Genomic DNA, 21,463 nt, shown 5'->3' with positions numbered 1-21,463 from the left:
GCTACCACCCACGCGGCCACGGCCCGGCTCGCGTCCGCGTCTGGAAACGGCCTGGTTCCGGCGTTCGTCCGGTAGAACCATTCCCATGCACAACGAGGTCAACCGCAGCACGGTGCACGGCCACGTCGTCCAGGCACACGAGATCGGCACGCTCCACGTGCACAGCACCGACGTCCCGTACCCGCCGCTGACCTCGTGGCAGGACAGGCCGGACCTCACGACCGAACTGGAAGACCTCCTGCACGTACAACGCGACGCGGCCGAGACCCTCCCCTACCGCCTGCTCGGCGTCCGGCAGCCGGAACTGACCCGCGTCTACGTCCAGCAGAGCGTCCGCGAGACCGAACGCGAGCAGGGCGACCGCTCGTTTCCGATCGGCGAGGTGCTCGCGCACTCGAACCACCTCCTCGTGACCGGCGAACCGGGCGCGGGCAAGTCGACGCTGGGCCAGATGTACGTCCAGCGCCTCGCCACCGAGTGGCTCGACCCGAGCGCCGACCCGCCGTTGCCGGAACCCGTGATGCCGCTGCGCATCCCGGCGAAGGCGCTCGCCGACGACCTGCCGTGGAGCGAACTGCTCGCCAACGCGGTCCGCGACCGCAGGCTCAACGCCACCCTCAAGCCAGACCTGTTCGCGAAACGCGCGCTCGGCGCCCGCTGGCTCGTCTTCGTCGACGGTCTGGACGAGATTGCCGAACCCGGACGCCGCTCCCGTGTGATCGACGCTCTGGTCAGCCGCATGCGCCGGGGTGGCGAACACCGCCTGGTGATCACGACCCGCCCGCTGCCTCCGGACGAGCTGCAGAAGCTCGCGGGGTTGGTCGACTCGTTCACCATCCAGCCGTTCGGTCCGGTCGAACTGCAGGACTTCGCCTCGGCCTGGTTCCGCGCCCAGAACCCGACCAACGCGAAGGACCGCGCGGCCGAGTTCGTCAGCCAGGTGCACGACGGCCGCCTTCGCGAACTCGTCCGCAACCCCTTGCTGGCCACGATCGCGGCCATCGCGAACACCCTGGAGCCGAACCGCAAACTCCCCCACAACCGCGCCGACCTGTACGACCGCTTCATCAGCTACCTGCTGGACGACAGGGCGAACGGCCGCAACGCACTCGCCGAACTCCGCAAGGCCCACGCCGACGACCCGGCTCGGGTCAAGCAGATCGAGTGGCTCTACGGGGGACGCACGGCGATCGTCGAGCAGATCGCGGTGGAGCGCCTGGAGTCGGGGGAGGGGTTGCTGCAAGACGCCTTGCCGGCCCGCACGGAGGACGTGATGGCGGTGTTGATGAGCACCGGACTGTTCGTGCGCGGCGAAGCGGGACCGAGGTTCCTGCACCACTCCTTCGCCGAGTTCCTCGCCGCCCGGAAGCGGGCGGCGGCCATCCCGGCAGAGTTCCCCGGCCTCGACGAGTGGGTTGAACTGGGCATGCAGGCGGCGCGGGAGACCTCGGTGCTGTTCACGTTCGTGCTCTGGGGGCGCGAGCCCGGCCACGACCTCGATCTCGTCGTCGAGCGGCTGCTGGCCGGCGGCGTGAAGCACGTACTGCTGGCCGGACGTCTGCTGGCCGAGGACGTGGCCATCACCCCGCAGCGCTCCGGCGAGGTAGTCGACCGGCTGGTGGAACTGGTGCTGGCCAACGGTGTCCGCGAGAAGCCGTGGCAGGAGGCCCGCCGCATCGGCAGGGTGCTGGCGAGCCTCGACAACGAGTCGGTCGCCCGCCTGCTCCTGCCACGGCTGCGTGCGTTGCGGGACAACACCGACCTGCCGGCCGTCGTGCGGATCGGCTGCACCATCGCCCTCGGACACCTCGACTCGGCAGACCAGGCGGTGGCCTGGCTGCGGAATCACGCCGACCTGGGCGACACGAACGCGTTGAGCGCCATCGCCGCGGGGCTCGCGGAGATGGTGCCGAACGGCGCCGACCTCGCGGAGCAGCTCCTGCTGGAAATGGTGAGAGCGAGCGACAACTACGTCGTCGAGCTCACGATCATCGACATCTTGAGCTTCGACCTGGACAGGAAGGAATCCGCACGCCACCTGCTGCGCCTTTTGACGCGACGCCTGAAAGCGGACCCGCTGGTTCTGGGCAGCTTGCGGATTCCTCACATCGGTGGCGCCGCCGACACCCCTCCTCAGACCTGGGACTCCTTCATCGGCCTGGCGACGGCGCTGGAATGCACGGACGAGGCGCGCTGGGCGGCCGACCTGGTCCTGGAGAAGTCCTCAGTGGACACCAAGGTGTTTGCCGCCGCCGTGGCCGTACTGCTCGACGACAGCCCTGGCCCCGCGCGGATCGCGGATGCCATCTCCCGAGCACGTGCACTCTCGTTGGAGCACGTGCTGATCGTCGCGGAGCGGACGAGCGGCGTGGAGAACTTCGACAGGGAGGTGGCGAACTCCCCCGCAGCGAGCGACTCGCAGTTCCTCCGGGCATGCGAGTTGATGGTCACCTGGTTTCCGGACGAGGCCGACGACCTGGTGCGCAACCGTCCCTCCCTTCGTCCGGTCGATCTCATCGACTTCCTGATGACCACGAAGCACCGCACGATCCCGTCGGATCTCTCGACGCGGGCACTGCACGGCCGCACCGAGGGCGCGGCGGAGTTCCGCAAGGTGCTGATCGGAGCGCTCGACCTGGGGGCCCGTGGCAAAGAGGTGTACGCGATCGCGGCTGCCGGGTCGCCCCTGCACCGTGCCGTAGGCGCGGGAGTGCTCGACAGCTTCGGCCATCACGAGCACAGCGCCGACCTTCTGAACAGCTTGCTGACCGATTCGTTCGACCCCGCCTCGTCGATCGAGTTCTTCCGCGGCGCAGATCTCGCAGACCTGGCCGCCCAGGGCGTCGAGTTGCTCGACCGGTTGATCCGAACAGCGAGGCACGAAGTCGAGATCGCCCTCGAGATAGCCGGCATGTTGCACACGGCCAGCCGTTCGGAGGAAGCGTCCGAACTCGCCGTCGACGCCTTCCAGCGTTCGCTGGGCTCTCACGAGGTCGCCGACTGCGTCGCGACCGTGCTCGACGTCAGCGGGGCGCGGCACGCCGACCTGATCGTGACGAAGGTCAGGGAGTCGGGCCTGACCCTGTGGGACCGGCTGGACATCGCCGATCTGTTCGTTGACGAGGGCATGCTCCACCACGCCGTCGAACTGTGGCTGGACGTGGTGCGTGATCACCACGACCGGGCCGGCAAAGGGGTCGAGGCCGCGGACAAGCTGGTGAAGGTCGGTATGCGGGCGCGGGCCGTCGAGGCTGCCACGAGTCCGAAGCTGAGGGCCTGGCTCCAGGCCTAACCCGCGCCGAAGCACACGAACCCGACGGCAGCCGCGTAAGCAGCATCGTCGGCCGAGGCCCGTTGCACCGCCGCCAGAGCCTCGGCCGGAGCCATCCCGGCCGCGAGCTTCTGGTGCAGCTCCACCATCACCGGAGCCGTGCCGTCGGTCGGCACCGGCACCACGGGCGCGATCAACGTCCGCGTGCCCAGCCCCAGCAGCGCCGCCGTGAAGCCCATCAACTCGTCTCCCGGCCGAACCGCGGACTGCCCGGTGTCGCACGCCGACAGCACGACGCGGGTCGGCGGGCGGCGCAGGCGTTCGATGTCGTAGACGGTCAACGGCCCGTCGGCGAGTTCCAGGGCCGAGAACAGCGGGGTGTCGACGCGGAATGAGCCGTGCGCGGCGATGTGGGCGAGCGCGGCACCGTCCATTGCGGACGCCACGGCGCTCACGGTCGCCTCGGTGCCGACCAGGACGCGGCCCGGCACGTGGGCGCTGATCGCCTTGATCTCGGCGGGGGCGGCGGCCATGCGCGGACCGGCGGCCAGCACCGCCTCACCCGAGGCGTCGGGAACGGACGTGGCTCGCAGCCAGACCGAGGCCGACGGGGCGACGGTCACCTGGCGGTTCAGCACCGCCCACGGCAGGCCGTTCAGGGCACCGGTCGGGACGACCACCAGCGGGCGGCCGTCGATGCGGGAGGCCAGCGGGTCCAGCAGGCGGCGGGCCAGCAGCGCGGCGGCGTGCGAGGCCGACGACCGGGCCACGGCCAGGTTCGGCAGCTGCGGGGGCAGGGTCACGAGGCGGTGCAGGGCGAAGCGCAGCAGGCGGATCTCGCGGACCACGCCCTCGACCGCACCCAGGGAGTGCAGCGACGAACGGCCGCCGGCCAGGACCACGGCCATGAGCGTGCCGTCGTCCTCCACGAACTCGATCAGCGCCGACGCCCCCAGGGCGGCGGACAGGGACGCGACCGGCGGCGGCTTGAAGACGGCGACCTCGCCCGACATCAGCCTGGTCAGGTCGCGGACGCGCTGCTCGGCGCGCACGAGCTTGGCGCGCAGCGTTCCGGCGGGTCTCCCGGCGAGCACCGCGGACTCCACGTCGGCGGAGACCGCGCGCAACGACGCCAGCGCGTCCTCCAGGCGCGGGTCGTCGGGCGGCGACACGGACTTCATCCGCAACGCGCCCGCGCGCCAGCTCTCGGTCCACGACAGCACGCGCGAGGCGTTGCCCGAGGCCACGGCCAGCCTTAGGCCCTCCAGTGCGAGGGCCTGGCCCTGCACCCCGGCGGACGCCCTCAGTTCGGCGGCGCCCAGCGACACCCGGTACTCGTCCAGCAGCCCGATCCCCCGCCGCAGCGCCGACGAGGTCCCCCGCACGTCGCCGGAGAGCTTGCGGCGCAACGCCTCCGCGTACCAGCCGCGCACCCGCAGACCGGCCGGGCCGCGCACCCGCGCACCCGCCGCCGCGGTGAGCTCGGTGATGGCACGGGCGCGATGTCCCAGATCCGCGGCGACCAGGCCGGCGTCGATGCGGGCCTCCAGCGCGGGCAGCCGCCAGTCCATCGCGTCCAGCTCGGACGCCACCCGCGACAAGGCGAGGCGCAGGGGACGGGAGCGGTCGCCGCGCAGCACGGCCGCGTGCAGCTCCAGGAAACGCGCGCCGGCCGCCCACAGCAGGCGTTGCTCCCGGCGGAACCGGCGGCGCGCCTCGGCCGCGAACGCGTTGGCCGCGTCCGGGTCGTCGTCCAGCAACGCGATGCGGGCGCGGAAGTACAGGGCCTCCGAGACGCCCAGAGGGTTCTTCAGCTCCTTCAGCTCGATGATCGCGCGGTCGGCCGCGGCGCGGGCCTCGTCCAGCAGCGGCACCGAGACGAGCAGCTCCAGCCGGTTGACCAGCAGCACCGGCCGCATCACGTCGAGGCGGCGGTAGACCTCCTCGGCCTTGTCGAACAGCGTCAGCGCGGCGGGCACGTCACCGCCTCGGGTCGCCATGATGCCGCCGTTCCAGTGCACGTCGGCGACACCGAGCTCCTGGCCGAGCTCTCCGAGCAGGGACGCCGCCAGCGAGAAGTCGGCCGACGCCTCACGCATGTTCCCCACGTACGCGCGCACGAGGCCGCGGTTGTTCAAAGCGCGCGCCTCGACCAGTTGGTCCCCCACGCGACGGGCGCCCGCGATGGCCGCGGTGTAGTCGCGCTGCGCGTCGTCGTAGCGGGTCAGGTAGTGGAAGACGACACCGCGCTGCATCAACGCCGCCACCGAGTCCGCGCCCGTCAGCGACGGCATGGCGTCGTCCAGCAACGTCAGCGCGGCCTTCTGCTTGCCCGTGTAGGCGAGCACCCACGCGAGGCTCATCTGGGCGAGCGCGGCCAACCGGGGCAGCGAGGCCTCGGACGCGATCCTGATCGAGCGGCGCAGGTGCCGCGCCGCGCCCGGGAAGTCGTGCATCTCCCGCAGCGCGAGGCCGATCGCGCGCTCGGCGATGGACCATTCCGCACGATCTTCCGTCGTGCGGAGGACCGCGCGGGCCATCTCCACGGCCGCGCGCGGGTTGCGCTGCCTGGCCTCCAGCGCGTCCTCCGCACAAAAGTCGGTCACGGCAACACTTTATCCGCTGTGGTAGCTTGATCAAGCTCGGTCGGGGTGCCCGTCAACGCTGCTTTAGTGAGGCCGTGGTGTCGAAAACGCCAGAAAGCGCGGAGCTTTACCAAAGAGCTTTCCTGCAGCTCATCGCCGAGGACAAGACCATCAGCTTCCACGCCGAACGCGGGCGTGAATTCCTTTATCGTCCCGGACAGTTGCTCGTCGGCGCCGAGGATCAACAACGGGTCGTCGAAAAGCTCAGGGAAAACAACATCATCGCACGGCCCGGCGAGGGATTCGCCGGATTGGCGCGATTGACGTTGCCGAACAACGCGGAGGACATTCCCCGCATTGTCCGCCTGTTGCGCGACCAGCGGAACTGGCCGAACGAGCGCGTGCCGCTCGTGCAGCCGCACCACGTGATCGTCGGCCACGGCGGCCTCGTCATGGGCAACCCGGGCGACCGCCCCCACCCGACGGACCCGGTCTCCGCGCCGAAGTTCGACGAGCGCCTCAAGGACGTCCGCGTCGGCATCATCGACACGGGCATCTCGCAGGGCGCCGACAGCGAGCACTCCGACTGGTTCGGCGGCCGCTACGCCAAGGAGGCCGACGACGTCGACCCGGCCTACGCGAGCGGCGACAACTTCGCGCTGCAGGGCGGGCACGGCACGTTCGTCGCGGGCGTCATCCAGAACGCGGCCCCCGGCGTCACGTTCGACCCGGAGGTCGGCCTCGACCCGAACGGCTTCGGCGACGAGGAACGGATCTGCCGCAAGATCACCGAGCTGGGCCGCAAGAAGGTCAACGTGCTCAACCTGTCGCTCGGCTGCTTCACCGAGGACGACGTGGCCTCCGAACCGCTGCGCCGCACCATCGAGGCGCTGCCGGACGACATCGTCGTGGTCGCCTCGGCCGGCAACCAGGGCACGCAGCGGCCGAGCTGGCCCGCGGCGCTGTGCGGGGTCACCGCCGTCGCCGCCGCCCAGCAGGAACGGGACGGCTCGATCGGCCCCGCCTTCTACTCGAACTTCGGCCACTGGGTCGACGCCTGCGCGATCGGCAACCGCGCCTCGACCTACCTCAAGGGCGAGTGGCAGCTGCCCGGCGAGGCCTCCGCCACGCCGTTCGCGCTGTGGGCGGAGTGGTACGGCACGTCGTTCGCCGCTCCCCTGGTCACCGGCAGGATCGCCGCGACCATGGTCTCGGAGGGCATCGACGCACGTCAGGCGCGTGACAAGCTGCTGACCGGTGCGGAGTTCCACCCCGGGTACGGAATTTTCGTCAAATAGTTGTATCTGGGAGGCAACCTCGGCCTCCGCCAGTTGTGACCGCAAGGAGTCGACGTGACCTCAGCCTCCCCGATCGCCGCGCTCGTGAGCGCGGCGGCCGAGGGCGACCAGTCGGCGTGGAACGAGATCGTGGACCGTTACACGCCGCTGGTGGTGTCGGTGATCTACAAGCACCGGCTGCGCCCGTCGGACGCGGCCGACGTGAACCAGACGCTGTGGCTGCGGCTCGTGGAGCAGATCGGACGGCTGCGCGAGCCGGAGGCGTTGCCCGGCTGGATCATGACGACGACCCGCAACGAGTGTCTGCGCGTGCTGCGCGTGCAGCAGCGCACGCACCTGTACGACCCACTGTCCGAATCGGACGCGCTGGAGTCGGAGCAGGTGGACGCGGACGTCGAGGCGGACCTGCTGGCAGTGGAGCGGCGGCAGGCGTTGCGAGACGGGTTCGCCGAGCTCACGGACCAGTGCAAGCGGTTGCTGCAGAAGCTGATGACGGACCCGCCGCCGAGCTACCAGGTCGTGAGCGAAGAGCTCGCGATGCCGGTCGGCAGCATCGGCCCGACGCGGATACGTTGCCTGGAGAAGTTGCGGAAAACCCCAGCGATCTCAGCGTTCCTGGGGTCTCCGGTGAAGAGAGGAGGTGTGCTAGGTGCGGCACGACTGGGACAGTGACGAAGTACTGCTCGACGCCTTGCGCGACGCGTTGAGCACACCTCAGGACGAGGTTCCGCCGGAGTTCGTCGAGGCCGCCAAGGCCGCGTTCACCTGGCGGACCATCGACGAGGAGCTGCTGCTCATCACGTCGTACGACTCGGTGCTGGACGACACGCTGTTCGCCCGTGCGCGGTCGACGGCGACGGCGCGGCAGCTGGTGTTCGACGCCGAGGGCGTGATGCTGCAGGTCGAGGTGTCGGCGGCGGGGGTCACCGGTCAGCTGATGCCGGCGTCCGGCTCGGTCACCCTGGTGACGCCGGGCGGCGACCACGAGACCGCGGCGGTCGACGAACTGGGGATGTTCGTGATGGGGGTCGCGCCGCGAGGACCGGTGAAGTTCCGGTTCGCACACGGTTGCACCGATTGGTTCATCCTCTGACTCTTATTCGCGTGACACCGCAATTCCCTCGTTCGGCCTACAACCTCGGCCAGTAGGGTTGTCGACGCTCCTAATTCGCATCGCGAGAGGTGTGTCGCCGTGGTCGATCGAGTCAGCTGGGTACCGGAGGGCGTCAACGTCGACGTCCCCAGTTCCGCCAGGATCTACGACTACCTGCTCGGCGGTGGGCACAACTTCGAGGCCGACCGCGCGACGGCGGAAGCCCTGATCAAGGTCCTCCCGGTGCGGGGCATGGCACGGCTCAACCGCGCCTACCTGCGCCGTGCCGTGCTGGAGCTGGCGGACCTCGGCATCCGGCAGTTCCTCGACCTCGGTTCGGGCATCCCGACGGTCGGCAACGTCCACGAGGTGGCGCACGAGGTCGACCGCGAGTCGAAAGTCGTGTACGTCGACTTCGAGCCCGTCGCGATCACGCACGCCGAGCTGATGCTGGCCGGCGAGCCGAACGTGACGGCGCTGCTGGCCGACCTGCGCGAACCGGAGAAGGTCGTGGCGCAGGCCCGGCAGCACCTCGACTTCTCGCAGCCGATCGGGCTCCTGGTCGTCGGTGTCCTGCAGTTCATCCCCGACGAGGACGACCCCTGGGGCGTGCTGTCCCGTTACGTCGAAGCGCTCTCGTCCGGCTCGTACCTGGCGCTGTCGCACTTCACCGCGGACAGCATGCCCGCGGCCATGGCGGCCGGTAAGGAGATCTTCGCGAAGACCGCGGAGCCGATCACCCCGCGCACCAAGGACCAGGTCGCGGACATGCTGACGGGCACGGAGGTCGTGGAGCCCGGCATCGTGTTCACGCCGCAGTGGCGGCCGGAGTCGCCCGAGGACGTCGGCGACGAACCGTCGAAGGCGAACCTCTACGCCGCGGTGGGTCGCAAGCCCTGATGTCGCCCTCGCCCCTCGCACAGCGCTGGGCGGCTGTTCTGATCGAGAGCGCGTACTCGCCGATGTCACGGCGCAAGCTGACGCAGCACCTCGAGGAGCACGCCGCCCGGCTCCGTGCTGGGCAGGCGTCGGTGGCGATCGGCGAATGGCTGGTGCGCAAGAGTTTCACCGGCCCCGACTCGTTGCGGCGCACGCTCGAGGTGCTCGGGCCGGAGTTCCCGCCCGAGGTGCTCGGCGCGCTCGCGGCCGGGTACGTGCGGGCGACGCGCGACCAGTTGTTCGCTGAGCAGGAGAAGGTCAAGAACTCACTGCTGAAGGCGGTCGAGGACGCCCAGCGCGACCTGCACGACAGCGAGACCCGGTTCGCCCAGGTGTTCGCGACGACGGCGGTGGGCATCGCGATCTTCGACCTGCACGGCACGGTCGTGGAGGCGAACGACGCGCTGGCCGCCATCCTCGGCCACGAGGAGATGCCGAAGGAGCTCTTCGCCGAGCCGGACGCGATCGCACTGGCCGCGGCGTGTCACCGGATGGCCGCGTCCTCTGTGGACACCGACCGGCGCGAGTGGGAACTGGCCCGCGGCGACGGGGACACGGTGTGGGCGAACGTCGTGCTGTCGGTGCTGCGCGGCGCGGACGGGCTGCCGAAGTTCCACGTCGCGCTGATCGAGGACGTCACCGAGCAGCGCATGCTCCAGGAGTGGCTGCGGCACCAGTCGCTGACGGACCTGCTGACCGGGCTGCCGAACCGCGCGTCGTTCACCGACAAGCTGGAGTCCGCGCTCGCGACCGGCGAGCCGTACACGCTGGGCTACCTCGACGTCGACAGCCTCACGATCGTCAACGACGGCCTCGGGTACGCGGCGGGCGACGCGGTGCTGGTCGAGGTGGCGCGCCGGTTGCGGTTCGTGCTGCCCGACGCCGTGGTCGCGCGGGTCGGCGGCGACGAGTTCGTCGTGCTGATCCACGGCTCGCCCGACGTGGCGGCACTGGCTGCGCTGATCGACGAGGAACTGTCCGAGCCGGTGTACCTGGAGGGCGCGGGCGTCGCGGTGTCGACGTCGATCGGTTTCGTGCGCACCTCCGGCCCCGGCGTGGATCCGACGGCCTTGCTGCGGCGCGCGCATTCGACGTTGCGCAGAGCCGAGGCCGTCGGCAAGAGGCAGTGGGGCGTCTACGACCACGAGGCCGACGCCGCCGACCGCACCCGGTTCGCGCGGATCGCGGCGATGCCCGGCGCCTTCGAGAACGGCGAGATCTCCGTGGAGTACACACCGGTGTCGTGGATCTCGGGATCGCACGCCTTCGTGGAGGCGTCGCTGCGCTGGGGTGCCACCCGGCACGACGACGTCGTCGCGTACGCGGACGCCCTCGGGCTGGCCTCGCGGCTCGGGCGGCTCGTGCTGCAGGACGCGAGTTCGCGGGGTGAGCCGGTGCTGATCCGGTTGTCGCGGGACCAGTCGCGGGACCCGGACCTGACGGCGCACGTGCGGTCCACGTTGCGGGCCGGTTCCTTCCCGGCCTCGTCGCTGTTCCTGGCGCTCGACGTTCGGTCGATGCCGGACGGCGAGGAGAACCTCGAGGTGCTGCACGACATGGGAGTGCGCGTGCTGCTGCACGAGTTCGGCGGGGGCTTCGCCGGCTTGTCCACTGTGGACCGCAGTCCGGTGTGGGGAGTCCGGCTGGCGCGGCCTCCGTCGGAACGCCTGGCGCGCCAGGGACTCGCGCTGATGGTGCCGCTGCTGCGGTCGGCCGGCGTGCACGTGCTCGGCGGACCGGGCGACCCGGACGAGCTCCAGGCGCTCGGCGTGGACCTCGTGGTGACGCGATGAGCGGTTGTGGCCGTCAGGGAGACCACAACCGCTCCACAGCGGGTTAGGCGGCGTCCTCGAACGTCGTGGCCTTGACCGTCACCATCGTGCGGAAGTTCGCCTCGACCTCGGACTTCTCCCTGGCGTTCGGGTTGGGGTTCTTGCACGACGTGCCGGCGCTGGCGCCGGACATCAGGTCGGTGCACAGACCCGTCCTGCGGTCGGGCAGGCCGAGCAGGTGGCCGAACTCGTGGGACGAGATGCGCACGGTGTCGTGGCCCTCGTTGACCGCCTGGCGGCCCATGACCCACCGGCCGCGGCCGAGGCTCGTCACGTAGGCCCGGGGCCACTGGTTGTCCACGCTCACCGTCACGTTCGCAGCGCCGGTGACCTTGCGGAACTGCACGTTCACCACGCTGGCGTTCCAGATCTGCGCGCCCTTGTCGATCGCGGCCTGGAACTCGCCGGTGTTGCTCGAGTTGTAGGTGACGATGCGGGGCGCGGCCTCCGCGGTGCCGATGAGGCCGACCGAGAGGCCGACGACACTGGCCGCCACGGCAATTGTTTTGCGCAGGGACACAGGAATCTCCTCGCAATGCAGGGTAATTGCACCCCGACTGTATCGCCGAGCCGTTGGCGCACAAGAAGAGTCAAGTGTGAAGCAGCGCTGGCACGATCAAGAGCGTTCGTAGGTGATCGACCCGCCCACACCCTCCGACGTGCGGCTCAGGGAGCGGAAACGTGCCCTACTACTGGATTTCCGGCAACGATCGGCCACGAACAGGCCGCGGCCGGATGGGCGAATAACTGTTCACACGCGACTGGCTCTGATGGACCGGAAGGCCGAACGCGAAAAGGGCCGGCGCACAAGGCGCCGGCCCCGTTTTCCGCGGGAGCGGAGGTACTAGGCGAACGAAGGCTGGCGCAACGCGTGCTCCACCAACGCGATCAGGATCTGCTTCGTCGACTGCCTGTTCCGCGCGTCGCACGGGATGATCGGCACCGCGGAGCTGATCGTCAACGCGTCCCTGATCTCCTCGGCCCGGTGGTGCATGAGGCCGTCGAAGCAGTTCACCGCGATCACGTACGGGAGGTCCCGGTCCTCGAAGAAGTCGATGGGCGCGAACGCCTCGTCGATCCTGCGGGTGTCGACCATGACCACGGCACCGATGGCACCGCGGACCAGGTCGTCCCACATGAACCAGAACCGGTGCTGGCCGGGCGTGCCGAACAGGTACAGGATCAGGTCCTTGTCCAGCGACACACGGCCGAAGTCCATGGCCACCGTCGTGGTCACCTTGTCCGGCACGTGGGACAGGTCGTCGACACCCACCGAGGCCTGCGTCATCACGGCCTCGGTCGTCAGCGGGGTGATCTCGGAGACCGACCCCACGAACGTCGTCTTGCCGACACCGAAGCCGCCCGCGACGACGATCTTCGCCGAGGTCGCGGTCAGGTCGACCCCAGGTGACCCCGGACGACCCGGAGCACCGTTGCTCATGGGAACTTCTCTCTACTCAGGCTCGCATGGAGACGTGCAGCTGGGCTCTGATCTCCGGCGTGAGCTGGAGACCGACCCTTTCCACCAACCGGGTCATCGCGTAGCCGATGAGGCCGATGTCGCAGTTGGGTGCGGCGAGCACGGCGAGGCAGGACCCGTCGCTGATGGACATCAGGAAAAGATAGCCGCGTTCCATCTCGACGACGGTCTGCTTGACCTCACCGGCCTCGAAGCAGCGCGCCGCTCCGAGGTTCAGCGAGACCAGTCCCGACGAGACGGCGGCGAGCTGCTCGGCGCGGTCGTGCGGCAGCCGGTCCGACGATGCGAGCAACAGGCCGTCCGCGGAGACGACGATCGCGTGCGCGACACCGGCGACCCTGCTGACGAAGTCCTCGACCAGCCAGCTGAAGTTGTCCAGTTCCTCAGTCGCGGTGGTCACTGGCGTTCCCTTTCTGCGATCACGGGGATGCCGCCGACGGCGGAGTCGAAGAGCGACTCGCGACCCATCTGGACACCCTTCTGGTACGTGGCGAACCGCTGGCGCAGCCGGTCGGCCGACCGGCCGGGGACGGCGGCGGCGGTCGCCAGCTGGGGTGCCGGCGACGAAGGCTTCGGCAGCGAACCGGGAACCAGGCGCGCCTTCGGGACGCGCTTGGGCAGACCGTTCTCCGTGGTCGTCGCGGGAGTGCCCTTGTCGAGCGCACCCGCGGCCTTCCAGCCTTCGTCCGACGCGCCCCAGTCGGACTCGGCGTAGTCGGCGACCGCGCGCGGCACCGCCGTCGGTGCCTCGATCTTCACGGTGTCCGCCGAACGGTGCCGCTTGGGCAGGCCGTTCACGGTGGCGGGCTCCACGTCGTCCGCTTCCCCGAACGGGGCAGCACGTTCCGGCTCCGCTGACGGAACGTCCCTCGTGGAGGGTTCGGGCGCCGAGGGGGTCTGGAACCACCTCGACAGGTCGTCGTGCGAGATCAACGGCTCGTCGACGATCGCCGGGAAGATCTCCGTGGCGGGGTCGGCGGGACGTTCGACGGGCGGCTCGTAGGAGTACCCGTCCTCGGCGGCGTCCTCGGACGCCTCGATCCGCGCGGTGAACAGGCCGTCGGTGGACGTCTGCTCGATGCGGTGCCGCCCGGAGTTGTCGTCCTCCGTGGCGGGCCCCGGTGCGAGGACCGGGTGCTCGGGAGTCCACTTCGGCACACCGGACAGGACCTCGCCCGGGTTGGTCGACTCGGCCGCGGACGGCGCCGGCGCGGCGGGCAACGGCAGAGCGGGCGCGGATCCCTTGTGCAGCAAGGAGACCGGCAGGATCACCTGTGCGGTGACGCCACCCTCTATGTCGTCGTTGTTCCCGAGCGTCACGCGGATCTCGTGGCGCTTCGCGAGCTGACCGACCACGTACAGGCCCATCTCGCGGGCCACCGAGACGTCGACCTCCGGCGGCTCGGCGAGCTTCGCGTTGAACTCGACGACGTCGTTCTCCTGCATGCCGACACCGCGGTCGTGGATGCGGATCGCGACCTCGCCCTTGCGAGTCTCTATCGTCCGCACCGTGACCTTGGTGCTGGGCTTGGAGAACGCCGTGGCGTTGTCCAGCAGCTCGGCGACGAGGTGCGCGAGGTCGTTGACCACGCGGCCCTGCACCATGAGCTCCGGCGTCGGCGCGATCTGGACGCGCGCGTACTTCTCGACCTCGGAGACCGCGGCACCGAGGACCTCGGCGATCGCGACCGGGCGGGTGACCCGGCGGTTGACCGTCGTGCCCGAGAGCACCAGCAGGTTCTCGCTGTTGCGGCGCATCTGCGTCGCGAGGTGGTCGAGCTCGAACAGCGACGCCAGGTGGTCCGGGTCCTGCTCGTCCTGCTCGAGCCGGTCGATCACGCTGATCTGCCGCTCCACCAACGCCTGCGAACGACGCGACAGGTTGATGAACATGTCGTTGACGTTCGCGCGCAGTGCCACCTGCTCGACGGCGAGGCGGACGGCTTCGCGCTGCACGAGGTCGAACGCCCGCGCGACCTGACCGACTTCCTCGGTCGTGTTGATCGGCACCGGGACGATCGCCTCTTCGGCGGCCCGTTCCGGCTCGCGGTGCGAACGAATGCGCTTGATCGCCTCGGGCAGCTGGTTGCGCGCCACGTCCAGGGCGCTGCGGCGCAGCACGCGCAGCGGCCGGAGCATGGACTGCGCGACCATCGCCATGAGACCGAACGCGATCAGCAGCGAGATGGCGACCAGTGCGGCGTCGCGCCACGCGGAACCACGCGCCTCGGAGGCGAGGCGGGTGGTCGTCGCGTCGGCCTGGCCCTCCAGGTCGGCCGCGACCTTGCGAACCTGGTTCGCGGTGTCCTGACCGATCTTGAGGACCTCGGCGTCCGTGATCGACACCGGCTTGCCGGCCGCGTCCTGCGAGAGCGCGAGCTTCACGAGCCGGTTGCGACCGTCCACGGACGAACCGGACACGATGTCCTGGAACTTCTGCCGGTTCGCCGGCGACGTCACGTCGTTGAACTCCGTGAACGCCGCGTCCAGACGGGACTGCGCGGCACGCAGCTCGTCCGCCGCACCGGGAGCGAAGTTCCGGCGCAGTGCGGTGGAAGTCAGGATCGCGTTCTGCTGGCCGAGCTGTTCCTGCGCGCTGTAGAGCGCCTGTGCGGCGGTCGCCAGCGGAACGATCTCCGGCTCGCTGAGGCTCGAGATCGCAGCGCGGTGCACCTGCGTGAGCGACGCGATGATCTGGTTGTAGGCGCTGACCACCGCGACGTCGGGGTACTTGGTGCTCAGCACGGTGATGCGCAAGCTCGCCAGTCCGTCGAGGGACTGCAGCGACTTGGTGAAAGCTTCTTGCAGGGGCGCGCTCAAGGCCGTGGCCGTCGCGCCCGAATCCCGATATTTGCCCAGTTCCGTGTCGGTCAGGCCGTTGCGGGCGGCGTGCTCGGGGCACGCGTTCTGCCGGCCGGCGGCCACACACTGGACTGCCCAGTCACGTTCGACCTGTAGAGCGTTCTCCACCTTCGCGGCCTGGTGGCTCACGGCGAGCTCGCGCTGGACGCTGTCGAAGAGTTCGACGTCGTCGAGCTGGGTGTTCAGCCTCAGGCCCGCGAGAGTCGCGGTGCTCAGGGCCGGAACTAGCAACACCACTGCGAGCTTGCTCCGCAACCGCCAGTTGCGTAGGCGGAACCGGTCGATGCCTCGCTGGTCCTCACGACCGCGCACCGTCAACACTCCCCGCCCGTTTAATAGCTGCAAACCTGGTGGATCTTGGAGTAAAACGCGCTGTTCTCATACCGCCGTTCGGACGACAAAACAGTGGTTCGAGAATCAACAACTTAGACCTGCGCGGCTAAACGGCCCTCGCGCGATAATTCATCTGGAGGAAACGATCGCGCGGGTGACCGCGATCACGGCCTGATCACAGTCACCCGCGCTGTTCGTCAACTGCCGGAGGGCTGGACGAGCATCGGCTTGACGTCGAGCTCCTTGTCCAGCATCCCGTAGCGCTGCATCAGCTGGACGACGCGCTGCAGGCGCGTCGCGTCGAGCGAGGTCGGGAAGGCACCGAAGTGGACGAGACCTGCGGTTTCCTTGTCGACCTTGGCGTACTCCACCAGCAGCGGCTCGACCGTGGGGCGGTCGGTCGCATCGGCCTGGCCCTTGGCCATCGCGCGCTGGAAGGCGGCGACGGTCTTGGGGTTCTCCTTGGCGAAGGCGCCGGTGGTCGCGTAACCCGCGATCGGGATGTTGTCGGTCGGGCCGGACGCGGCGTCCAGCACCTTGATCTGACCGGCGGCCCGCTGGGCGCGGGTGATGAACGGCTCGACCATGAAGGCTGCGTCAACGGTCTTGTTCGCGACCGCCGCCTGCATGTCCGGGAACGGCATCTCCTTGAACTTGACCGAGTTCACGTCCACGTTCGCGGCCTCGAGCGTGGCCTTGGCGGTGAGCTCCGCGATGTTCTTGAACGTGTTGATCGCGATCGTCTTGCCGGCGAGGTCGGCAGGACTCTTGATGGCCGAGTCACCGGCCGCCAAGATCAGGAACATGTCCGGCTTCGCCTGGTAGCCGTCCGAGATGAGCTTGAGGCCGTCGACGGCCTTGGCCGCGTCCTTCGCCTGGGCGGCGAAGAACGAGACCCAGTTGCCGAACGAGAAGTCCAGGTCCTTGCTGACCAGGCCGGGGATGGCCGCGGCCCCACCCTGGATGACCTTCAGGTCGACCTCGAGGCCTTCGGCCTTGAAGTAGCCCTTCTTGATCGCCACGTGGACGGAGGCCACGTCGAGGATCGGGAGGACCCCCAGGGTGATCTTGGCCTTCTCGACCGGACCGCTGCTGTTCGCATCGGCCGGGGGTGCCTGCTCTTTGCCGCCGAGCGCACCACAGCTCGCCACTGTGGCGAGCAGCGTGGCAAGGGCGATGCCACGGATGGTCAGACGGCGGACTCTGCGAGTCATCGGGAGCACTCTCCTGTCGGAGCGGTGTCGTCGTTGCGGGGAATGATCGCGACGGTCAACCACTCAGAGTAATGACGCTGCTCCAAAAGACCCCAGTTGACCGACACGAGCAGGTTCAAGTCCACTACCTGCGGTGAGCATCTAAGCACAGCAGGTCTAGGGCTAGGAGAACCCCAGTTGAAGCGCTCCGTGACCGTTGTCGGCGCTGGGCCGGCCGGTCTGACCTTGGCAAACTTGATCCAGCAGTCAGGCATCGACTGCATCGTGATCGAAAAAGCTAGTCGAGCCCAGGTGGAAACACGACCACGGGCAGGAGTCCTGGAGCACCGCTCCGTGACCATGTTGGAGTCACTCGGTCTGGCAGATCGTTTGCTGATGGAAGCAGACCGTCACGGAACGTGTGAATTCCGCGTGAGCGGCAGGGCGTTCCAGGTCTCGTACAGCGACCTCTACGGAGGTCGCGAACACTTCGTGTACCCCCAGCAGGAAGTGGTCAAGGACCTCATCGCCGGATTTGTGGACAGCGGAGGTGACATCCGGTTCGAGGTCAGCGACGTGGAGTTGCACGACCTCACGTCCTCGAGCCCCTCGGTGGCCTTCACCAGCGCAGACGGCACCCGCGAGACCATCACGAGCGACTTCGTCGCCGGATGTGACGGGTTCCACGGGGTGAGCCGGACCTCCATTCCCGAGGGCACGCTGAAAGAATTCACGCACCACCACGGGATCGAGTGGCTGACCATTCTCGCGGAGGCTCCGCCATCGACTAAAGCCACCATTTACGCGCTGCACGAGGACGGTTTCGCCGGACACATGTTGAGGTCCGCCACGGTATCCCGCTTCTATTTGCAGGTACCGGTCGGAACAAAGCCCTCGGATTGGTCCGACGAACAGGTCTGGGAAGCGCTGCACAAGCGCTTCGCACTACATGAATCTTCATGGACCCTGACCGAGGGAAAGATCATCGAGAAGCGCGTGCTCGACATGCGCAGCCATGTGGTCGAACCGATGTCCTACGGCCGGCTCTACCTGCTGGGTGACGCAGCACACATCATCACTCCGGTCGGAGCCAAGGGCATGAACCTCGCCATGAACGACGCCGCAACCTTCGGACGTGCGCTTATCGACTTCTACGGCACCGGATCCGAGACCGGGCTCAAGACCTACTCGGAAGACTGCCTCCGTCGCATTTGGCGGGCGCAGGAGTTCTCGCAGTGGATGGTGAACATGATCCACACTGACGTGAGCTCCCCGTTCTTCGGACGGTTGGCCCAGGCGAGGCTGGAGCACCTGGCGGAGTCCCCCGCCTACCGCGCCACGTTCGCGGAGAACTACGTCGGTCCCTGATGGGAAAAGATCAGCCCTGACGGGTGAAAACCCGGTACCCCTAACGAGTGACGCTGTTCCCCTAGGGACCTCGGCACGTCACAATCTGGGGCCAACTCCCGATGCTGGGGGGTGTCGTTCATCCATACGGTTCATCACGACACCCCCCGTTCCACGTATCAGGAGCTTGAGTTCCCATGGGCACCCAGCAGACGCTGCACGACTTCACCCTCGACCTGCTCGGCGACCTGGACGCCCGTGAGGCGTTCCAGCTCGACCCGGAAGGCACCCTCGAGGCCGCCGGTCTGGGTGACATCTCCCCGGTCGACGTCCACGAGATCCTGCCCCTGGTGCTCGACAGCGCGTCCGTCGTGAAGATCGACGCCATCGACCAGGTCCTGGCGCAGGCGGGCGACATCACCGCCGTGGACAGCCTCAAGCTCATCACGGGCAACCTGGAGAGCGTCTCCGGCATCGCCGACATCGCCTCCCCCGCCACCGTCACCGCGCTGGTCACGGACTTCGACGGCATCGGCGACGTCACCGGCACCCTCGACGCGGTGAACGCCAACGAGGTCGTCGCGAACGTCACCGACATCGCGACCGTCACCGACGTGGCGAACGTGGCGGACGTGCACGGTGTCACCGACGTGCTGGTCGAGGACCTCGACGCGGACGTGCTCGTGAAGGACGTCGTGGACACCGACGTGCTGGTCAAGAACGTCGTCAGCGACGTCGACGTGAAGGACGTCCTGGACGTCAGCGACAAAGTCGTGCAGGACGTCGCTCAGGTCGGCGACGTGCACACCGACCTCGGCCAGGTCCTCGACGACGTCAAGATCGGCGACATCGACCTGCTGCACGACGGCATCGGCAACAACATCGGCAACGGCGACCTGAACCTGCACTTCTGATCGCCGCGCAGAACCCCGGGAACCGGCGCTGAGCGCTCTGCCCCCGAGAGCGGGTGTCCGGATCCCTCTCGCAGTGCCCAAACCCTCCTGCGGGCACTGAGAACGCAGCTGAGCCCCGGACCGCGACGGTCCGGGGCTCAGTTGTCCTTCGAACGACTGTCAGGTCGAGACGGTCTCGCTCAGCGATTCCCGTTCCGCCGCAGCCCACTTCTCGACGTCGAGCGTCTGCTTGCCGCCGACGTTCAGCAACCGCGCCACCTTCGACCGCAGCGCCACGAACGCCTCGTCGGTGCGCGTGGTCACCTGGTCGCGCTCCGCGGGCAGCGGCACCTCGAGGTCCGCCACCAGCTTCGCGGGCGAGCCGGAGAGCACCAGGATGCGGTCACCCAGGTACACCGACTCGTCGATGTCGTGCGTGACCACGAGAACCGTCGTGTCGTGCTCGCGGCGCACGCGCAGCAACAGGTCCTCCAGCTCGAAACGGGTCTGCGCGTCGACGGACGCGAACGGCTCGTCCATCAACAGCAACGCCGGCCGGTACGCCAGAGCGCGCGCGATCGCCACACGCTGTTGCATGCCACCGGAAAGCTGCCACGGCCGCTTCTTCGCGGCGCCGGACAGGCCGACCCACGACAGGGCCTCGGCGGCACGCGCGCGGCGTTCCGCACGCGGCAGGGAGCGCAGCGGGAACTCCACGTTGCCCTGCACGGTGAGCCACGGGAACAACGAACGCTGGTAGTCCTGGAACACCACCGCGAGGTGGGAACCGTTGAGGGACACGTCGCCGCGGGAAGGCTCGATGAGTCCCGAGATCGTGCGCAGCAGTGTGGACTTGCCGCAGCCGGAGGGCCCGACCACACACACCAACTCTCCGGCGCGCACGGTGAACGTGAGGCCGCCGATGGCCTCGTAGTCGCCGTAGGTGTGGCCTAGGTCGGCCACCTCAAGCATGTTGCTCATCCCTGCTCCTTGGTTGCCAAGCCAGAGCTCTGCGTTCCACCGCCAGAAGCACGGTGTTGAGTCCGTAGCCGAGCACGCCCAACAGGACGATGCCGGCCCACATGCGCGTGTAGTCGAACTCGCGTTGCGCCACCATGAGCTGCGAGCCGATGCCGTTGTCCGTGCCCACGAGCTCGGAGATGACCATCAGCACCAGGGACAGGGAGAGCGACACCCGCAGCCCCGCGAAGATCTTCGGGGAGGCGGCGGGCAGCACGACGCCCAGAATCCACTGGTGACGCGGGATCCGGAAAACGGCGGAAGTGTCCACTTTGGTCACGTCGACGGAACGGGCGCCGTCCACGGTGTTCAGCAGCACCGGCCAGATCACGCCGAAGACGATCGTCGCGAGCTGCATCGAGGTCCCGCCCCTGAACAGCAGGAGGAACACCGGCACCAGCGCGGGCGGCGGGATCGAGCGCATGAACACCAGCAGCGGTCCCGCGTACTCCATCGCCCGGTCGGAGCGACCGAGCAGCAGGCCCAGTGAGATGCCGATGACGGCCGCGATCGCCCAGCCCGACAGCAGCCGGCCGATCGACGGCAGGATGTGCTCGGTGATGTTCTCCGGTTCGAGAACCCACCACTCCCAGGCCGCCGTCACGATGTCGGACGGCGGCGGGAAGAACGGGTCCTCGGCCAGCATCCCGGCGACCTGCCACACGACGATCAGACCGGCGAACACGGTCCACCGTTGAAGGAACTTGTTCACCAGGCCACCCAACGCCGGCGGACGCGCTCGAGACCGTTGTTCAGCAGGACGCCGATCGCGCCCGCGACCACGGTGCCGACCAGCACCTGGTCCATCCGGCCGGGCCCGCTGCGGGCCTCCATGATGAAGTAGCCGAGCCCGATCTGGGCGCCGGCCATGAGCTCCACGCTCACCATCACGATCAGCGCGGTGGTCGCCGCGAGCCGGATTCCGGTGAGGACGAACGGCAACGCGCTCGGCAACGCCACCCGGAACAGCACACCGGCACGTCCGGTGCCGAAAACCCGTGACGTCTCAACGAGCAGCGGGTCCAGTTCGTCGAGCGCGTAAATGGTGTTGAACAAGATCGGCCACAGTGCCGCGTAGACCGCGAGCGTGATCTTCGTTTCCGGGCCGAAACCCAGGACCACGAGCGCGAGCGGAATCAGTGCCACAGAAGGGATCGGGCGCAGGAACTCGATGACCGCCCGAGTGGCGTGGCGTACGGCAGGGACGCTGCCGAGCACCAGTCCACTCGGCACCGCGATGGCGATGGCGATCCCGATGGCGATCAGCACCGCCAAAACCGTTGCCACGACATGACTGAGGAACTCTGGAGAAGTCAA

At 68.6% G+C, this 21,463-nt stretch carries 18 protein-coding genes; 8 read left to right on the top strand and 10 right to left on the bottom strand.

Annotation, left to right across the window (positions count from 1 at the left end; genetic code table 11):
• Nucleotides 1-85 precede the first annotated feature (85 nt).
• Nucleotides 86-3,292, top strand: a complete 3,207-nt coding sequence (locus ACWF7A_RS38895) for an NACHT domain-containing protein (protein WP_452255503.1) — start codon at nt 86-88, stop codon at nt 3,290-3,292.
• Here the strand turns inward: ACWF7A_RS38895 and ACWF7A_RS38890 are convergent.
• The gene (locus ACWF7A_RS38890; protein ID WP_452255502.1) at nt 3,289-5,877 is read right to left on the bottom strand and encodes a CHAT domain-containing protein; all 2,589 of its coding nucleotides are present in this window, start codon (nt 5,875-5,877) and stop codon (nt 3,289-3,291) included. The two genes, ACWF7A_RS38895 and ACWF7A_RS38890, sit on opposite strands and share 4 nt — an antisense overlap.
• A complete protein-coding gene (locus ACWF7A_RS38885) occupies nt 5,874-6,296 on the bottom strand; it encodes a hypothetical protein (protein ID WP_452255501.1) in 423 nt (140 codons plus the stop codon). The genes ACWF7A_RS38890 and ACWF7A_RS38885 overlap by 4 nt, the downstream gene beginning before the upstream one ends.
• Between ACWF7A_RS38885 and ACWF7A_RS38880 the strand changes: the two genes are divergently transcribed.
• From ACWF7A_RS38880 to ACWF7A_RS38860, 5 genes are all read left to right on the top strand, one after another.
• Nucleotides 6,258-7,154: a S8 family peptidase gene (locus tag ACWF7A_RS38880; protein WP_452255500.1), complete on the top strand. Its 897-nt coding sequence runs from the start codon at nt 6,258-6,260 to the stop codon at nt 7,152-7,154. The genes ACWF7A_RS38885 and ACWF7A_RS38880 overlap by 39 nt on opposite strands.
• Nucleotides 7,155-7,208: 54 nt before the next feature.
• On the top strand, nt 7,209-7,826 hold the full coding sequence (locus tag ACWF7A_RS38875) for an RNA polymerase sigma factor (protein WP_452255499.1): 618 nt from the start codon (nt 7,209-7,211) through the stop codon (nt 7,824-7,826).
• Nucleotides 7,804-8,247, top strand: coding sequence for a hypothetical protein (locus ACWF7A_RS38870; RefSeq protein WP_452255498.1), 444 nt, complete (start codon nt 7,804-7,806; stop codon nt 8,245-8,247). Before ACWF7A_RS38875 ends, ACWF7A_RS38870 begins: the two co-directional genes overlap by 23 nt.
• Nucleotides 8,248-8,346: 99 nt before the next feature.
• Nucleotides 8,347-9,147, top strand: coding sequence for an SAM-dependent methyltransferase (locus ACWF7A_RS38865; RefSeq protein WP_452255497.1), 801 nt, complete (start codon nt 8,347-8,349; stop codon nt 9,145-9,147).
• A complete protein-coding gene (locus ACWF7A_RS38860; protein WP_452255496.1) occupies nt 9,147-10,979 on the top strand; it encodes a diguanylate cyclase domain-containing protein in 1,833 nt (610 codons plus the stop codon). The genes ACWF7A_RS38865 and ACWF7A_RS38860 overlap by 1 nt, the downstream gene beginning before the upstream one ends.
• Before the next feature lie 43 nt (nt 10,980-11,022).
• Here the strand turns inward: ACWF7A_RS38860 and ACWF7A_RS38855 are convergent, their stop codons facing one another.
• The 5 genes from ACWF7A_RS38855 to ACWF7A_RS38835 all read right to left on the bottom strand — a co-directional run bounded on the left by ACWF7A_RS38855 (nt 11,023) and on the right by ACWF7A_RS38835 (nt 16,907).
• Nucleotides 11,023-11,538 (bottom strand): snapalysin family zinc-dependent metalloprotease, encoded by a 516-nt coding sequence (locus tag ACWF7A_RS38855; protein ID WP_452255495.1) that lies wholly within the window; start codon nt 11,536-11,538, stop codon nt 11,023-11,025.
• A gap of 324 nt (nt 11,539-11,862) precedes the next feature.
• Nucleotides 11,863-12,459: a GTP-binding protein gene (locus tag ACWF7A_RS38850; protein WP_452255494.1), complete on the bottom strand. Its 597-nt coding sequence runs from the start codon at nt 12,457-12,459 to the stop codon at nt 11,863-11,865.
• A gap of 16 nt (nt 12,460-12,475) precedes the next feature.
• Complete coding sequence (locus ACWF7A_RS38845; protein ID WP_030468876.1) at nt 12,476-12,898, bottom strand: roadblock/LC7 domain-containing protein; 423 nt, start codon at nt 12,896-12,898, stop codon at nt 12,476-12,478.
• The gene (locus ACWF7A_RS38840; protein ID WP_452255493.1) at nt 12,895-15,672 is read right to left on the bottom strand and encodes a sensor histidine kinase; all 2,778 of its coding nucleotides are present in this window, start codon (nt 15,670-15,672) and stop codon (nt 12,895-12,897) included. Before ACWF7A_RS38840 ends, ACWF7A_RS38845 begins: the two co-directional genes overlap by 4 nt.
• Nucleotides 15,673-15,890: 218 nt before the next feature.
• Nucleotides 15,891-16,907: an ABC transporter substrate-binding protein gene (locus ACWF7A_RS38835; protein WP_452255492.1), complete on the bottom strand. Its 1,017-nt coding sequence runs from the start codon at nt 16,905-16,907 to the stop codon at nt 15,891-15,893.
• 177 nt (nt 16,908-17,084) lie between these two features.
• Between ACWF7A_RS38835 and ACWF7A_RS38830 the strand changes: the two genes are divergently transcribed.
• Together ACWF7A_RS38830 and ACWF7A_RS38825 are read left to right on the top strand one after the other, a co-directional pair.
• Nucleotides 17,085-18,254, top strand: coding sequence for a 4-hydroxybenzoate 3-monooxygenase (locus ACWF7A_RS38830; protein WP_452255491.1), 1,170 nt, complete (start codon nt 17,085-17,087; stop codon nt 18,252-18,254).
• A 176-nt stretch (nt 18,255-18,430) separates the two neighbouring features.
• Nucleotides 18,431-19,147: an IniB N-terminal domain-containing protein gene (locus ACWF7A_RS38825; protein ID WP_452255490.1), complete on the top strand. Its 717-nt coding sequence runs from the start codon at nt 18,431-18,433 to the stop codon at nt 19,145-19,147.
• 159 nt (nt 19,148-19,306) lie between these two features.
• Here ACWF7A_RS38825 and ACWF7A_RS38820 read toward each other — a convergent pair whose 3' ends face one another.
• From ACWF7A_RS38820 to ACWF7A_RS38810, 3 genes are read right to left on the bottom strand one after another with little or no spacing between them, the layout of a single operon-like run.
• On the bottom strand, nt 19,307-20,107 hold the full coding sequence (locus ACWF7A_RS38820) for an ABC transporter ATP-binding protein (RefSeq protein ID WP_452255489.1): 801 nt from the start codon (nt 20,105-20,107) through the stop codon (nt 19,307-19,309).
• Nucleotides 20,091-20,858 carry an ABC transporter permease gene (locus tag ACWF7A_RS38815; RefSeq protein WP_452255488.1) on the bottom strand — a complete coding sequence of 256 codons (768 nt, stop codon included), beginning with the start codon at nt 20,856-20,858 and terminating at the stop codon, nt 20,091-20,093. Before ACWF7A_RS38815 ends, ACWF7A_RS38820 begins: the two co-directional genes overlap by 17 nt.
• Nucleotides 20,855-21,433, bottom strand: coding sequence for an ABC transporter permease (locus ACWF7A_RS38810; protein ID WP_452255487.1), 579 nt, complete (start codon nt 21,431-21,433; stop codon nt 20,855-20,857). Before ACWF7A_RS38810 ends, ACWF7A_RS38815 begins: the two co-directional genes overlap by 4 nt.
• Nucleotides 21,434-21,463 lie beyond the last annotated feature (30 nt).

The sequence above is a fragment of the Lentzea sp. NPDC055074 genome (assembly GCF_053608005.1).
This window is presented reverse-complemented; position numbering and strand designations above follow the sequence as displayed.